The 14,768-nt window shown below is 46.9% G+C and carries 10 protein-coding genes; 1 reads left to right on the top strand and 9 read right to left on the bottom strand.

What is annotated here, in order from left to right:
* Positions 1–92: 92 nt before the first annotated feature.
* Complete coding sequence (locus QUA24_RS05770) at positions 93–1,229, top strand: phosphodiester glycosidase family protein (RefSeq protein WP_333227938.1); 1,137 nt, start codon at positions 93–95, stop codon at positions 1,227–1,229.
* Between the two features lie 143 nt (positions 1,230–1,372).
* On the opposite strand, the gene QUA24_RS05765 is transcribed toward QUA24_RS05770, so the two are convergent.
* The 9 genes from QUA24_RS05765 to recN form a co-directional block, all read right to left on the bottom strand.
* Positions 1,373–1,930, bottom strand: a complete 558-nt coding sequence (locus tag QUA24_RS05765; protein WP_333165414.1) for an HPP family protein — start codon at positions 1,928–1,930, stop codon at positions 1,373–1,375.
* 395 nt (positions 1,931–2,325) lie between these two features.
* Positions 2,326–2,892 (bottom strand): diheme cytochrome C, encoded by a 567-nt coding sequence (locus QUA24_RS05760; protein WP_333227935.1) that lies wholly within the window; start codon positions 2,890–2,892, stop codon positions 2,326–2,328.
* Between the two features lie 20 nt (positions 2,893–2,912).
* Entirely contained in the window at positions 2,913–3,821 is a 909-nt protein-coding gene (locus tag QUA24_RS05755; protein WP_333227933.1) for an MBL fold metallo-hydrolase, read from the bottom strand.
* Positions 3,822–4,334: 513 nt separating this feature from the next.
* Positions 4,335–4,847, bottom strand: a complete 513-nt coding sequence (locus QUA24_RS05750) for an inorganic diphosphatase (protein ID WP_006634582.1) — start codon at positions 4,845–4,847, stop codon at positions 4,335–4,337.
* Between the two features lie 245 nt (positions 4,848–5,092).
* On the bottom strand, positions 5,093–6,598 hold the full coding sequence (locus QUA24_RS05745; RefSeq protein WP_333227931.1) for a serine/threonine-protein kinase: 1,506 nt from the start codon (positions 6,596–6,598) through the stop codon (positions 5,093–5,095).
* Between the two features lie 142 nt (positions 6,599–6,740).
* Positions 6,741–8,048: a serine/threonine-protein kinase gene (locus QUA24_RS05740; RefSeq protein WP_333227929.1), complete on the bottom strand. Its 1,308-nt coding sequence runs from the start codon at positions 8,046–8,048 to the stop codon at positions 6,741–6,743.
* A 159-nt stretch (positions 8,049–8,207) separates the two neighbouring features.
* Positions 8,208–8,756 (bottom strand): inorganic pyrophosphatase, encoded by a 549-nt coding sequence (locus QUA24_RS05735; protein WP_190656946.1) that lies wholly within the window; start codon positions 8,754–8,756, stop codon positions 8,208–8,210.
* Between the two features lie 454 nt (positions 8,757–9,210).
* The gene (locus QUA24_RS05730; protein WP_333227925.1) at positions 9,211–12,396 is read right to left on the bottom strand and encodes a GAF domain-containing protein; all 3,186 of its coding nucleotides are present in this window, start codon (positions 12,394–12,396) and stop codon (positions 9,211–9,213) included.
* 596 nt (positions 12,397–12,992) lie between these two features.
* Positions 12,993–14,747 carry a DNA repair protein RecN gene (recN, locus tag QUA24_RS05725; protein WP_333227923.1) on the bottom strand — a complete coding sequence of 585 codons (1,755 nt, stop codon included), beginning with the start codon at positions 14,745–14,747 and terminating at the stop codon, positions 12,993–12,995.
* Between the last annotated feature and the right edge of the window lie 21 nt (positions 14,748–14,768).

Genomic DNA, 14,768 nt, shown 5'->3' with positions numbered 1-14,768 from the left:
GGAGCACCTTGCTACTGGTAGTTTCCGAATTCGCGCGCCCATTGTAGTCACAGCCATAGGAAACTGTTCCCTATCCTAGCTGAGATTTTTGTATGTTTAAACGCAAACAGTCTAAAGCTTGTCGCCCGATGCTGCGGCGAACTTTTTTATTTTTAACGGGCATCGCTTTGGCGCGGGCTGCGGCTGACTATTTTGCGATCGCCCACAACCGAGATAGTTTCTTGACTCTCGCGGGTCAAGTGTGGCAAAAGTCACTCGCTTTTTTATCAAGTATACAATCAAATCACACTCCTCAACCTCTCCCTAACAATCCCATTGTAAAATCGGGAAAAAACAATCAACCTCTGCCGACTAATCCTATTGTCAAAGCGCCAGAAAATTATCCTGCTACGCAACCGTCTCAACCTCAAATTATCAAACGTTCTGCTAAGCAAGCAAAACCAGTACAAGTCAGCCGCCAAAAGGTAGCTGGCGCAAGTTTTTATTTAACAACTATTGACCTCGCCGATCCAGAAATTTATCTCACAATTGGGTTAGCTAATAATGCAGATTTTGCAAACACTTCTAAAGTCACGCGGGGCGATGAACCTTTTGAAAATATGGTGGCGCGTTACCGGGCTGCTATTGTTGCTAACGGGACTTTTTTTGGTAAAGATGAGCAGAAATCAGTGCTGGGAAATATGGTGGCGGGGGGTAAGTTTCTGAAATACAGCCGATGGGAAAATTACGGCACGACTTTGGGAATTAAAGCGGGAAATCAATTGGAAATGGTGACGGCTAGAACTGAAGGTAAGCCGGATTGGAGTCAATATTGGTTTTCTCTGACTTGCGGGCCGAGATTGGTTAAAGGGGGGAAAGTTTGGCTGTCTCCTTTGTCGGAAGGTTTTAAAGATTCTCATGTTTTGGGCGTGGGTTCGAGAACGGCGATCGGCTTTCCGGCTTCGAGAGATAAGTTGTTTTTGGTGACTTTTCTTGATAGTTTGTCTTTGGAAGCAGAAGCTAAGGTTATGCAGGCGATGGGCTGTTTTGAAGCGATGAATTTGGACGGGGGCGCTTCCGTGGGTTTGGCTCATCAAGGGGAGATTTTATTGCCGCCGGGACGGAATTTGACGAATGTGCTGGTGGTTTACGATAAAGAATATCCAGCGCCGGCTCAGTTAAAGGAGTCCTGGGAACGCTTTCAACAGGGATTTCGACCAACGCCTGACAAATCAGTGTTTTTTGATTGATCTAGCAGAAGGAAGTTCGGCAACTCGCAGTCAATCGGGATGTAACGGATGGCAGAAAGAACGAAAAAGGAAGAAGGAATCGAGGGAGCATCCAGATTTTGGGTAGTGCTCCCAAGGGAAGGATGAGAGAATTAGAGACAATGCTATAACCAGTGGTTGGGATACGTCCTTTCTGCCGCTAAATTATTAAAGATGACGGCGCACAAGACCAAGATTATTGATCCCTCAAAAGCAGGTGTTAGCAAAAATTTCCAGTCTGGTTGGGTCATCATGACGACTAAGGCAACTGCTCCCGAAGGCGGATGTAGAGTTCGGGTAATCTGCATAATGCCGATCGCACTAGAAACAGCCATTCCCATCGCCCAGGGAGAAGAACCGACAAAATGCAGAATCATTAAACTGGTGAGAGCAGCTAAGAAATTGCCCCCAATGACATTCCGGGGTTGAGCCAAAGGGCTGTCAGGGACACCAAAGATCAGAACGCTTGTAGCGCCAAACGGAGCCATTAGTAAAGGAGAATTAGTTTTTACGGCAAGATAGGACGTTGCAGTAATTGCCAAAAAACTGCCAATCCAACTCCAAAAAATATGTCGAGGATGAGGTCTGTCTACGGGGCAGCTCAATGGACACGATCGCCATCTTCCAAAGGTTTTAAACCAATAACTTTCCCATTTCAGTTGAATTTTTTTAGGGTCAATCATAAATCAGGTTACTTGATAACCAGGCTTCTTAAATTGTCTGAACTAGCCTCCGGTAAAGTTAAGATATCATAACAATTGGTCAAAAGGTAGTTAAAAGCACAGATTTTTTACTTCTATGCCACTAGATCAGCTAACCACTCGGTTGGAACCGACTAGCAAGTTTGGTCGGTTTGGCAAAAGACGTTATCGGCAGTGGCACAACTTCACCGTTAGCCGTCAGAGTTATTGATGAGGGTAAAGCGAGAGGTTTTTGTAAGGTGCGATACCCAGTAAGAATGAATTGAAAGATCGCACCCACACTTTGGATAAGTCTCTAGTGGAGAATGCGATCGCCGTTTTCTGGTTAGTGCGAGCGAGACGATCACACTTGGATATAATTACGAACTTAATCTGCGCTAGGGAGAGTTTTCCCACTCGGCGGTAAGCTTGCGGAAATTGTATTGAGATGCGCCGGGGTGACAAGTAACGCAACTGCTGATATTTGCGGGTTGCGACATTTTGACTTTGGGGTGCAGTGCTTTGAAATAACGAGAACTGGCGACTCGGTAGGCGATTTCTTCCTCTTTTGCTTGGGAACGAGAAAAAGTTTGCAGGTAGTTCCAGACTAGCAGGCGGGGCGGGTCTACTAGCAGTTTGATGGTTTGTCCGTAATGTTGGGGATCTTGCAGCAATCTGCGCCAAGTTTCTGTAGGTAATACTTGCGGCGGTAAAGCGATGTGACAGGTGGCGCAGTTTTCTAGGTACAGTTGCTGTCCGAGTTGGTAGCGTTCGGGGATGCGATCGACCGTACCAGTATCCTCGATCGAAGAAACCTGAGCAAGTCGCGCGGGAGTGCGAGAATAGGCAGTCTGAGCTGCAACCCATCCGCCACAGGTACAGCAGATAATTATCAACACTAGCAACGTTGAGTAAAGCCCCCGCAAGCCTACTCTGCGACGTTTGCGGGGTTTTTCCTGTTTCATAATTCTGAATTTATTTTTGGTTAAATTACTGGTATGCTCATGCCTTCGCGGGCTAAGCAGCTATTGGCGAACGCTGCCTGAACCTCTGCTTCTGTATGATCGAGAAAATTGTCGTCGTGGCCCGGATCATGGTGAAACATCACGATTTTTTTGACTCCAGCAGCTTTGGCTATTTCTACTCCTGCTTGCCAAGTCGAGTGTCCCCAGCCGACTTTTGGGGTTTTGAAGTCGTAATACTCTTCGTTGGTGTAGTTAGCGTCGTAAATCAGCACGTCGGCGTTGCGAGCTAGGTGTAATACGTTGTCGTCGAGGCGATCGGGAAAATGTTCTGTATCGGTGCAGTAGACGGCTGTGTGTCCCTCCCAAGTGACTCGATATCCGATCGCGGTATTGGGATGGTTCAGCAGTGCCGTTTCGATTTTCACATCGTCGAGTTCGAGAATATCCCCAGGGGTCAAATCGTTGAATTTCAGGTCTGACTGCATCACTTGGATGGGGACGGGAAAATTGGGGTGCACCATTTGGTCAGCAAGACGGTGTTTGATTGTAGTGCCGTTGGGGGCGATCGCACCGTAAATGTGAAAGCAGTTCCCTGGGATAAAGGCGGGAGTAAAGAACGGAAAGCCTTGAATGTGATCCCAGTGAGTGTGGCTGAAAAACATATGGGCTTCCACTGGCATTTGCCGCAGCAAGTTTAGGCCCAGAACTCGCAGACCGGTACCGCCGTCAAAAATCAGGCGTTTTTTGCCCAAGCGCATTTCTACACAGGAGGTGTTGCCTCCGTAGCGCAGTGTTTTGGTGCCGGGGGTGGCGATGCTGCCCCGCACGCCCCAAAACTGAACGACAAACTCGGTCAAAGGACTATTTTCCATAGTGGGTTTGTGATCGGAAGGCTGTGGATTGGGTAGAGAGGGTGCGGAATCTGGCATTTTTTTTAGTTTTGGCGGCAGGAACTTGGGAGTTGAAATCTTAGTTTTTACTTTTTAGTTTTTAGCAATCTGTACTATAATAAAGCCCTTGATCGGGAAACTATTCGAGTGCCTAATACTTGGGCTGTTAGAATTCTCAACCTTACCGATTCGTGTAGGAGACGTCACGCTTAAGAGATTATTTTTTGCATCATGCGGGCTGCCCGCCGTGTTATGTGTTCTGAGATTAAGATAGCGCCGAATAAGAGTGTTCGGGTAGAACTTCCTCCACCGTATAACTCATTCTCCAGAGGTAGAATTTGCGCTTCATCTTACTCTATGAGTAGTATTTTTTTCAAGATTGGGGCCGGGGCGGGGTTTTCAGGAATGCTGTTCCGGTGACTCGGCATTTACGAATGATTTGACATTCTACCCATCTGTTCCTCGACTGCATCGCCTCACGTGCAGCATCGCCTTAAGTTCTGCCCCCTGAGTTTTTAGTGGGGTTGCAGTCGAGGAGTGCGGGCTAGGAGCTTATTTGCGATCGGCTGCGATGCACTTTTCCACTAAGGGCATTACTTGATCGACATCTTGCCAACCCAGAATTTCCGTGACTTTTTTCTCCAAATTTTTGTAGGTTCTAAAAAATTCGGCTATTTCGTCCAAGCGGTGGGGTGCTACGTCTTTGAGGGACTTATAGTGAGCATAGCGGGGGTCTTTGTCGGGAACGCACAAAAGTTTTTCGTCCCTGTCGCCTCCATCGATCATTTCCAGCATTCCGATCGGACGGGCTGCGATAATGCACCCTGGAAATGTGGGCTCATCCATCATTACCATGCCGTCGAGGGGGTCGCCATCATCGGCTAAGGTATTGGGTATGAAGCCGTAGTCGCATGGATATTGGACTGAGGAAGAAAGCACCCGATCGAGAGCAAAGGCTTGCAAGTCTTTATCAAATTCGTACTTGTTTTTGCTACCGGCGGTAATTTCGATGAGGACGTTGAGCAGTCCTGGTTTCGGCTGTGCCGGAATTAGCGATAAGTCCACAACAATATCTCCAAGTTAACAGATGATTGGGATGAGTGCTACTTGCCAAATCCCTTTGATAGCATTTTACGGGCGATCGGGCTCGATGCTCCATGAGATTGACCGAAAGCGGGGGAGTCTGTCGCCGGCTGGGAGAATAAACTCGACGGGCGAGACGCCCATCCCACACAAGAGAGAGGGGACGGGCGGGACGCCCATCCCACAGTTTGACAGGGGAATGCTTTGTTTGGGCGAGGGAGATATTTTCAGAACCATTTATTCTGTTTACCGTCTGTCAAAATTATTTTAATTTTCAAACCCAACCACTGGCTCAGTTCTGTTGCTAACCACTTGATTTCTGATTCACTTAGTCCCTCCTTCTCTCCTAACTGATATTTGTGGTTGCCTGCTTGAACTATCATTTGATAGACTTTCCCTAATCTCACTTCCGAGTGGCTTTCCTGCATAAGTAATGATGCCGTTTGATATAACTCTCTAGGGATTGAAAAAGCAAAAATCATAACTTTTATAACTTTTACACCAATACCGCTGTTTCTATATTCACGTTGTTGAATTTCCAACTGGCAAATCTCGTTCCTGGGAGATGGCTTGGCATGATTCCATCTCAACCCCAGTAGATGGCTGCTACAGGAGATTTGCTGGCGATCAATTCTGAGGCGCCTTTCCCTAAATAGTGCAAATATCAACTTTAGTCCTGCCATACATAACAAACTTCCTGATATTATTATAAAAAATTGGGAATTTATCTTTAACGCATCGCTCAACATATCCCTTGCTATAAATGAGACAGGACTCGCAGATACCACAGCCGAAAGCGTGGCAATTAAACCAAAACCGATGCCTGGTGGCGGAATTACAATTTCTATAAACTCCGAATTTTTTGTAAATTTAATATCGCTGCCTTGTGGCTGCAGCACCACCATAGGATTTTTGTTGATAAGGCGGGGATTTTTAAGCCCTCGCCATGCTTCCCCAGCCGAAGATAACCGTTTGGAAAAACTTGGTTCTGTCATCCACTCCAGCCAATCTATTAAATTAGGATTGAGCTGCGGTACCCGATCGGCAAATTGAATTTTCAAATCCTGCTGCGACAGTTCGGTGGGATGCAAACCCGTTACCAAATAAATTAAAGTTGCACCTAAACCGTAGAGGTCAGAAGCCGGAACTGAGCGCCCGCCAAATTGTTCCGGTGCCATATACCCGTAAGTTCCCACTACTGTAATTGTGCCGCCAAATTTTGCCGCTTGGTTCTGCACCGAACCGAAATCAACTAAATAAACTTGTCCGACCGAGTTACCTGATCTGCTGTGCAGTAAAATATTACTGGGTTTAATGTCACGGTGAATAACAGGCGGATTTTGCTTGTGCAAATAATTCAAAATTGCTAACAGCGATTTAGCTAATTGTTTTACCTCGCTTTCGCTAAAAGTACGCCCCGATCGCAAATGCTCTTGCAAAGTTTTTCCCTCTACATAAGTCTGTACCAGCGCAAAGCTTTTACTATTTAGTTCGTCAATTTCCAGGTAATCGAGGTAGCGCGGAATTGCTGGGTGAGAAAGTGCTTTTAAAGTTTCCGCTTCCCGTTCAAATAGCTTGAGGTCTTGCCATTCAAAATCGCTGCCGAGGAATAGCTGTTTGATGACAACTAATTCTTTAGTTTGTAAGTCACGAGCCAGCAGCGTTTGGCGACCAGTTTGTTTTCCTAGTTGTCGCTGCACTTCGTAGCGTTCTGCTAATATTTTGCTGGTCATATTTTTTTACATTAATTTGAATTTGAGGGGAGCGTCGGGGTTCAGAAACCGGGTTGTTTAGCGAGTCTGGCGGTTGTAATGCGTCTTTTCGTAAAAACCAAGTTTATTTGCTCGGAGTGCATCCATAACTGTAAATTTTAGATTACAGTCCACTTTCTTTTTGATACCACCGGGCAATAGACTTGCTACTTGCCCCCATTGACAGTCCTGCAATTAGGGACGGTGCTAGCACGAAAATAATCTCAACACTCAAGTCGTTTAGCTTATTCCAATCCACTATCCGAAAGTAGACGATGCTTATCGAGGTACAGAGTACGATACTAATTGCAGTTAAAACCTGTCGGTGAAGTTTGGGATTAGTTAGGGGAAAAAACCACAAGCGCGTCACAATTCCTACGATTATTCCATTCCCCAACCCCAGCAGCAAGCCGAGAAAAAGACCGATAAATCCTCCTAAAATTGTCGCCACTACCGGAAAAATAAAGGTTCCGTAAATTGCTGCACAAGATCCTACGCCTAGAGTTCCCATCCAAGTGCTGCGCCCGATCGCATTCTTGAACAACCTAGAGGTATCTAGCGTTTTTCCCAGTCTCAATGTCTGGGAATATTTATTTATTTCCTGTGGTTTTTCTAGAACTTCTTTGGCTATTTGGACTGAGGCGGGACGGCATTCTAAACTCGGATGCGTCAGCCACTTCAGCCAATTGGTAAAACCGGGACTTAATTTGGTCAATTGCTCGAATTCAATCTGCAAATCTTGCTGTGGCAAATCGGCAGGATGCTGCTTGGTAATTAAGGCGATTAATGTTGCTCCCAAGCCGTACAAGTCGGAAGCGGGAACCGCCCTCCCGCCAAATTGTTCTGGTGGCATATAGCCATACGTGCCGACAACGGTGACTGTTTTCCCTTGTTGGGTTGCTAGGGTTTGAACTGCACCGAAATCGACTAGGTATACTTCGCCGACGCTGTTTCCCGATCGATTCTTGAGTAAAATATTGCTGGGTTTAATGTCGCGATGAATCACCGGGGGCTGTCGCTGGTGCAGGTAGGCGAGGATGTCTAATAATGCTGTGGCTAATTGTTTGACTTCGCTTTCGCTGAAAGTGCGGCCGTCTGAAAGATATTCTTGTAGGGATTTGGCTTCGATGTAAGTCTGAACTAGGGCGAATCCTTTGCGGTTGGGGGTGTCGATTTCAAAGGAGTCGAGATATCGGGGAATTGCGGGATGGGATAGGGATTTTAAGGTTTCGACTTCTCGCTCGAACAGTTTTAAGTCTTCCCAGTTAAAGTCGCTGCTGAATGAGAGGAGTTTGACTACTACTTGCTGTTGGGTTTTTAAGTCGCGGGCGAGTAAAGTTTGCCTTCCTGCTTGCTTGCCGAGCCGCCGATCGCACTGATAGCGATCGGCTAATATTTCTTTTGACAAATCGCCGATGTTTTGTCCGCTCATGTTCTCTTGCCCTAGAACCGATTAAACCTAGTGTAGTTGACAAAAGTGCAATAATCGGAAATGTTCGGGATACGGCAAAAAAATTTTATGTCAAAGAGCAACTGCCTTTAAGAGCCAGCAATCTGGCACAATAAAGACGCCCCTGAATAAAGCTGGAATTTAATTTTGGATTTGCTTGTAAATTGACTGCACTACGTCGAGTAGGCTCAAGACTTGCTGCCATTCGGGGGCATCGGGGTTGTAGCTTTTGGCGCGCTGAGTTTTCAAACTGTGGTGCAATAGGGAAAGCAGCGCATCTGGAGACTGTGAAGAATTGTCATCTTCATCTGCTGGGGTTTGGGCTGCATTTTCTTCGATATCTTCTTTAATTTTTTGTGCTCGATCTGCCAGGGCTAAAGATCTGCCTGCAAGGTTTTCCGGCATTTTGGGCTGTTCGGACAAAGACGCGCTGGTTAGTTCTACCAATAGTTGGCAGACTCGATCGACCCATTCGTGATCGTTTACTGAAAAGGAACCAGATTTGAACACTTGCCCATCAGGTCTTTGCTGAATGCTTTGTACCTTCTGGATCAGAGGGATAGCCTTAACAGTGATGTTTTCCGGGATTCTGGGGATATCTGACAGGGAGCTTCGAGCAATCTCCAGCAATAGTTGGTAAACCTGATCTACCCACTCAACATCTCCCGATTGCGAATTCCAATTATTCATAACTGACGCTAGTGGTTTTTTATATCTAAGACTAGAACATTGACTATCTGCGAAGTCAGCTCTTTTCAGGAGCCACTAACGCTATGAAGACTTACGCGGGCGGGGTGATAAACCCGGTTTTTGAGCGGATGTTTCGTCGCCTTTCTCCAAGATTTTTCTCAGAAACCGGGTAACGCTGCCGCCAGTCATAACTATTTTTAAGCGCTTCAAATAATAGAAGTGCTAAGTTTGTTGCGGTAGGTAGTGCGAACGAAACACCTAGGGCGAAACCGCCGGCATCTCGCTGGCCAATTCAAATCCGGTTATATAACCATAATACCTGTTGGAGCTTATTTACAATTACCTCAATAGGATATTCAGGTTAATTGGTGGTGGGATGGGAGGCGCACCCCCGATCGCGATCGCCCCCACCTGGAACCCTGACACCACCGCGAGGATTTGCTGTGGGCCACTGCTATTTTTCTGTGAGATTCCACACCCCATCCCAGTTGAGTGCGTCTGAAAACCCATGCTGAAATAACATACAGCGATCGACGTGCAATTTAGCTGCCTTATTTTTCGGGTCAACATCCAGAACGGCGTTAAATTCGCGAGCGGCGTCTGTAAAAGCTTGCTTGGCTTTTGGTTCTAAGGCTTTCTTAAACTCGTTCAGCACTTTTTTAACTTGATCTAGTCCCAGATTTTCAAATTCCTCATCTAACATTTCTGCAACTGTCTCCGAGGCCCGACTTTTAATTTTAGCCTGCAATAGCCGCCTGATCTCTGCGGCTTTCAGCCTCTTGATTTTGGGATTTGATGGTTCTAAGATGTCTGCTTCCAACAGCTTTTTGACTTCGCCTTCTTGCAAGTATTTAATTTCGTCTGCTGATAGCGGCTTGATTTTTGCTTGCAGCAGCATTTTGGCTTCGTCTTCCGAGAGATTTTTGATGCCTTCCAATTTCAACAGTTGGATTTCTGTCTGCAACAGTACGATGAGTTTGTCTGCTTCGGACAGGTTTTTCGGGTCGTACTCTGACAGCTTTTTCAGTTGATGTAACAGGTTCTTGAGCTCGTGTTCCAACTGTTGCTCGACATTGTATAAGGGCAGTTTTTTAATCTCTGCCTCTGGCATTTCGGCGACCTCATTTAAGATGTTTTTTACCTCACTTTCTGAGAGTCTTTGGGTGACTGGAGTTTTGTAATGTTCGCGCCCCTTGGTGTAATGTTCTATAATTTTTTCCTGTTTTGCGGTTAGTGACTTGCCCACTGGCGAGCATCCCTCGCGGATGCCGACGAGTTCGTAAACGATTACGGGTTCGCTTTTGCCTTTTACAGTAATAAAGTCGAGTTCTCGCACGTAGAGTCTATCTTTGTATTCTCTGTAAGTATTGTCGCTGATGATCAAGTCGGTGCCGTACTGCTTGCTGGCGCCTTCTAAGCGAGAGGCGAGGTTTACGCCATCTCCGATCGAAGTCAATTCCATGCGTTTGCTACTACCGATGTTGCCGCTGACAACTTCATCGGAATGTACGCCCATACCGATGCCGATCGGCAGTTCGCCATTTGCCACGCGATCTCGATTAAACTCAGCCAATTTTTCCCGCATTTTCACCGCCGTTTGCATGGCGCACCAAGCATGATCCTCTAGGGGCGCTGGAGAGCCAAAAACTGCCATCAGAGCGTCGCCGATGTATTTGTCGAGAGTCCCACCGTACTCGAATACGACATCTACCATCACTTCAAAATATTTGTTGAGCATCACTACCACTTCTTCGGCTTGCAATTTTTCCGTAAGTGTGGTATAGCTGCGAATGTCTGAGAACAGCACCGAAACGTTTTTGCGCTTACCGCCCAATCCAGTATCCCCTGAAGCTAACAAAGCTTCGGCTACTTCTGGAGTCATATAACGGTACATCAAGTTTTTGACTTGCTTGGCACTGCTAATATCTTCCATGACAACTAACGCCCCGTTGACTTTGTTGGGGTCGGTAGCGTCAGTCATTGAATTAATCGAGAGATTGATACTCTGCGATTCTCCTTCCAAAGAAAGCAAAACTTGATCTGGGTAATACTGCTGGCGGTCGTTATCGTCTTCGGGAGACAAAGACGCATCAAACCACTTGGCAAAATCGCCTTTTTCTAACTTAATTAACTCGCGCAAAGATTGACCTTCGGCTAATTCTGCATCGCTGACACCCAGTAATTTTTTGGCACTGGGATTGGTCGCTACTATATTGCCTTTTTTATCTGTAGAAATCACGCCGTTAGTCAAGGCGTGCAGCATATCTTTTTGTCTTTGTTCTTGCTGTTTGACTTCGGCAAACAGTTTGGCGTTTTGTAGGGCGACTCCTGCTTGGATGTTAAACGCCTTCATAAATTCCATGTCATTGCGATTGAAACTCGCTTTCCACTGTTCGGGGGCGTGAGGCCAATCTTGGGGGTTGTAGGGGGGGAATTCTCCTTGTCGTTTTTTATTAACTAATTGGGTGACGCCAATCAATTTTTTGTCCGAGTTAAAGACTGGCATACAAAGCATACTGCAAGTGCGGTAGCCCGACTTTTGATCTACTTCTTTGGAAGTGGCTGCGCGGGGGTCGTCGTACACGTCAAACGGAATCAGCAGCGGTTCGCTAGATTGGGCGACGATGCCTGCAAAACCGGCGGTTCTGGGTATGCGAATTTCTTTCAAGTTGCCCGCCATCGGGATTTTCGTCCACAGTTCGTCTTTCTCTTCGTCGATCAGCCACAGGGTGCTGCGATCGGCGTTCATGAGTTCTTGGGCCTGATCCATCACCCTTTTTAGGGTATCTTCTAAGTCTAAACTGCTCTGAGAAAGAGCGTTGACGGCATTCATCAGCGCCGTTGCTGCTCGTTGTCTCTGAGTTGCTGCGTAGAAAGATTTGGACGATTCTAGAATTAGGCGAATCGAGGGAGCAAATTCTTTAAAAACTTGTTCGTCTTCTTTAGTAAATCCGTGCCTGTCTATTTGTTCGTCTAAAGTTGGGTATTTTTCGTGATTTGGTCTTAATTTATTAATCAGTTGAACAACTGCTACTAACTCTTTTGTGTCTTCATTAATCAGGGGCATTGCCAGCATTGTATAAGTGCGGTAGCCCGTTTTTTCGTCAAATTTTTTGGCGTTAGCCGATCGTTCGTCGTTGTAAAAATCGTAAGGGATATTAACCACTTTTTGGAACGTGGCTACTTCTCCGGCAATGCCTACATGGGCGGGAACTCTGATTTCTAGGTTTTTGCCATTTTCGTCTTTAGCAACGATCGCCCAGAGTTCATTTTTTTCGTCGTCTAATAAAAATATCGTGGTGCGATCAGCATTCAGCAATTCCCCTGTTTTGAGGGTAATCGACTGCAACATCTCGTTGAGTATGGCATCAAATCCCTCGCTCTCCAGGATATTGTCGAGCATTCCCAGGGTTTGATTGACAACCTTAAGTTTGTCTTCTACTTCCTTAACTACTACTGTGAAACTTTGCTTATTTAGAAGGTCAAGAATGCCAGAGAGGTTTCCTTGGCGCGGGATAATTGCACTGCTCCTAATTTCCGGGGGAGAATAATGTTCCTGATGATGATTTTCACCGCCGACAACAGCGACATCAATCACGTTGTCCAGAGAAGAGTAATTGGTGGAAGATGCAGATTTCATAGACCTTTACAGAAGCTTAAGTGTAAGGGTTAGTCTCTAAGCCAAGAGAGCGGGGAAGTTGATTAGTGAGTCACTTGTCGCACAAGACTCAAGTATGTGTGAAAGTATTTCCCAGTTTACAGAACTCCGGCCACAAGACAAGGGAAATTCAGTTGACCTTGTTGCTGAAAGGAGGGTGGGAGAGTAACGAGGCGGTGGGAGTGCTGCAATCTTTTTACAGAGCGCCAATCTTGTTTAAAAGGTTTATTAACTGATTTTGACATTGTGCGTGCCTGGTTTGAGTATGTTCTACCGAGCTTTGAGCCGATCGCCCGCAGAAGAATGGGTACTGGCGGGAAGACTGCTGAAAGAGGGGTAGCCTTGTGGGACTAGCCGCAATTGTGACACTACCAGTTGCTAGTGATGTGTGCCCTTCTCTACACAATTGTGGTTTTTAACTAGAATTTCTCTCTATTTTGCTGCTGTTAGCTTTTATCCCACTAAATTCACGGGGTTTTCAGCTTTTTTTTGTAAAATTTGCGGTTGATATTTTTAGTGTAACCTCCGACTCTGAAAAAACTCCGCCTTTTGGCCCCCCGATCGGCTTGAGGGTGTGATCAGGGTTGAGCCGACTGAGTTTGGCGCAATCCGGCGGCTTCGACAAGCAGGGATTCGGCGAAGGCGATTGCTTCTGTTGCTGAGCGGCCACTGGCGAGTTGGGCGAGTTCTTCCCGCCGCTGCTCACTGTTGAGGGCGGCAACTCTGACTACTGTACGTTCGACAGGTTCGGAGTTGGCTGCGGGTTCCTCGATACTTGGTTCTGCTTCGATCGTCTGTTTGTTGACGCGAAAATGAAAATCAGCCATCGCGGCGATCAGTGGCTGGTGGGTGACACAGAGAACTTGGTGTTTGTCGGAAAGTTGGTAGAGTTTTTTGGCGATCGCCCCGGCGACTCTCCCGGAGACTCCGGCGTCGATTTCGTCAAAAATCAGCGTACCGGCACTTTCTATTTGGGAAAAACAGGCTTTGATAGCGAGTAGAAAGCGGCTCATTTCTCCCCCGGAGGCGATCGCCCCCAGGGGTTGCAAAGGTTCCCCCGGATTCGGGCTGAAACAAAAGGCGATTTGGTCGGCACCAGTAGCGGTTGGGGTACAAGGCGATATCTCGACTTGAAATTGCACTTTTTCCATTGCTAACGGCTTAAGTTCTCCTACGAGGTGCGTTTCTAGTTTGAGGGCTGCTTCGCGTCGCAGGGTGGTGAGGTGGCTGCAAGCATCTTTTAATTGCTCTAAAGCGTTCTGATATGCGAGTTCTAAGGCTTCCATTGACTCGCCTCCTTCTAAAAGTTCATTTAGTTCGTTTTGAATGCTTTGGTAGTAGGCGATCGCTTCTTTGAGCGGCCCGTATTTGCGACAAATTTGTTTGAGTTCGCGAATCCGATCTTCTACTTCTTCGAGTCTTTCGGGATCTGCTTCTAATTGTTCGCCGTAGCTGCTAATTTGCCTGCTGGCTTCTGTGGCTTGAGCTAAAGCATCGCTGACCATTTCTAGGATTGGTTGCAACTGCACATCGTAAACGGCCATGTCGCTTAAAATTACTTCGGCTTTGCTCAACAAGTCGGCGGCTGATGCGCTGTCGCCCTCGTTTTGGTACAGGGCTTGGTGGACTTGGTAACTCTGCTGCTGCAATTCGACTACGTGGCCCAGCCGGATTGATTCGTGTTCTAGCTGTTCGAGTTCGTCGGCGTCTTCGATCTGGGCTTCGCCGAGTTCTCGGACTTGGTATTCTAACAAATCAAGTCTTTGCAGTCGCTGCTGTTCCGACTGACGCCTGCGTTTGAGGGCGGTTTTTGCGCTGTTGGCTCCCAGCCACGCGGAGGTGATGCTCGATCGCGCTTCAGTGAGCTTTTTGCCGCCGTATAAATCGAGCCATTCTCGCTGGAGGGTTTCTTGTCCGAGGTGGACGGTTTGGCCTTGGGCGGTAATTTCGACAAGCTGATCGCGCAGTTGATCCATTAACTGGCGGTTGACCAGAATTCCGTTCAAGCGGGATCTGGTGCGTAGAGCACCGCTCGATGCGTTAATTTCCCGGCTGCAAACGGCTAAATTTCCGTCTATGGGTTCGATTTCTTGCTCGCCCAGCCACAAAGCTGCGGCTTTGTCCAATTCAAAGGTAGCTTCCAATATTGCTCGCGCTGCTCCGGTGCGAATTGATCGGCGATCGACTTTCCCGCCCAAAACTGCATCGATCGCATCTAGGATAATCGATTTACCAGCGCCGGTTTCCCCTGTAAATACGTTCAAACTCGGGCCAAATTCTATATCCAGGCAGTCAATTAAGGCAAAGTTTTCTATTCTGAGGGATATTAACATAGGGGATTAGGAATTGGGAAT

Origin of the sequence: Microcoleus sp. Pol12B5 (assembly GCF_036701335.1) — a bacterium.
Lineage (GTDB): Bacteria > Cyanobacteriota > Cyanobacteriia > Cyanobacteriales > Microcoleaceae > Microcoleus.
Note: the sequence above shows the minus strand (reverse complement) of the source record. Positions and strands in the feature narration are given on the sequence as shown.

Coding starts and splice junctions, on each gene's coding strand:
- QUA24_RS05770 (WP_333227938.1), top strand. CDS start 93: ATGTTTAAACGCAAACAGTCTAAAGCTTGTCGCCCGATGCTGCGGCGA.
- QUA24_RS05765 (WP_333165414.1), bottom strand. CDS start 1,930: ATGATTGACCCTAAAAAAATTCAACTGAAATGGGAAAGTTATTGGTTT.
- QUA24_RS05760 (WP_333227935.1), bottom strand. CDS start 2,892: ATGAAACAGGAAAAACCCCGCAAACGTCGCAGAGTAGGCTTGCGGGGG.
- QUA24_RS05755 (WP_333227933.1), bottom strand. CDS start 3,821: ATGCCAGATTCCGCACCCTCTCTACCCAATCCACAGCCTTCCGATCAC.
- QUA24_RS05745 (WP_333227931.1), bottom strand. CDS start 6,598: ATGACCAGCAAAATATTAGCAGAACGCTACGAAGTGCAGCGACAACTA.
- QUA24_RS05740 (WP_333227929.1), bottom strand. CDS start 8,048: ATGAGCGGACAAAACATCGGCGATTTGTCAAAAGAAATATTAGCCGAT.
- QUA24_RS05735 (WP_190656946.1), bottom strand. CDS start 8,756: ATGAATAATTGGAATTCGCAATCGGGAGATGTTGAGTGGGTAGATCAG.
- QUA24_RS05730 (WP_333227925.1), bottom strand. CDS start 12,396: ATGAAATCTGCATCTTCCACCAATTACTCTTCTCTGGACAACGTGATT.
- recN (WP_333227923.1), bottom strand. CDS start 14,747: ATGTTAATATCCCTCAGAATAGAAAACTTTGCCTTAATTGACTGCCTG.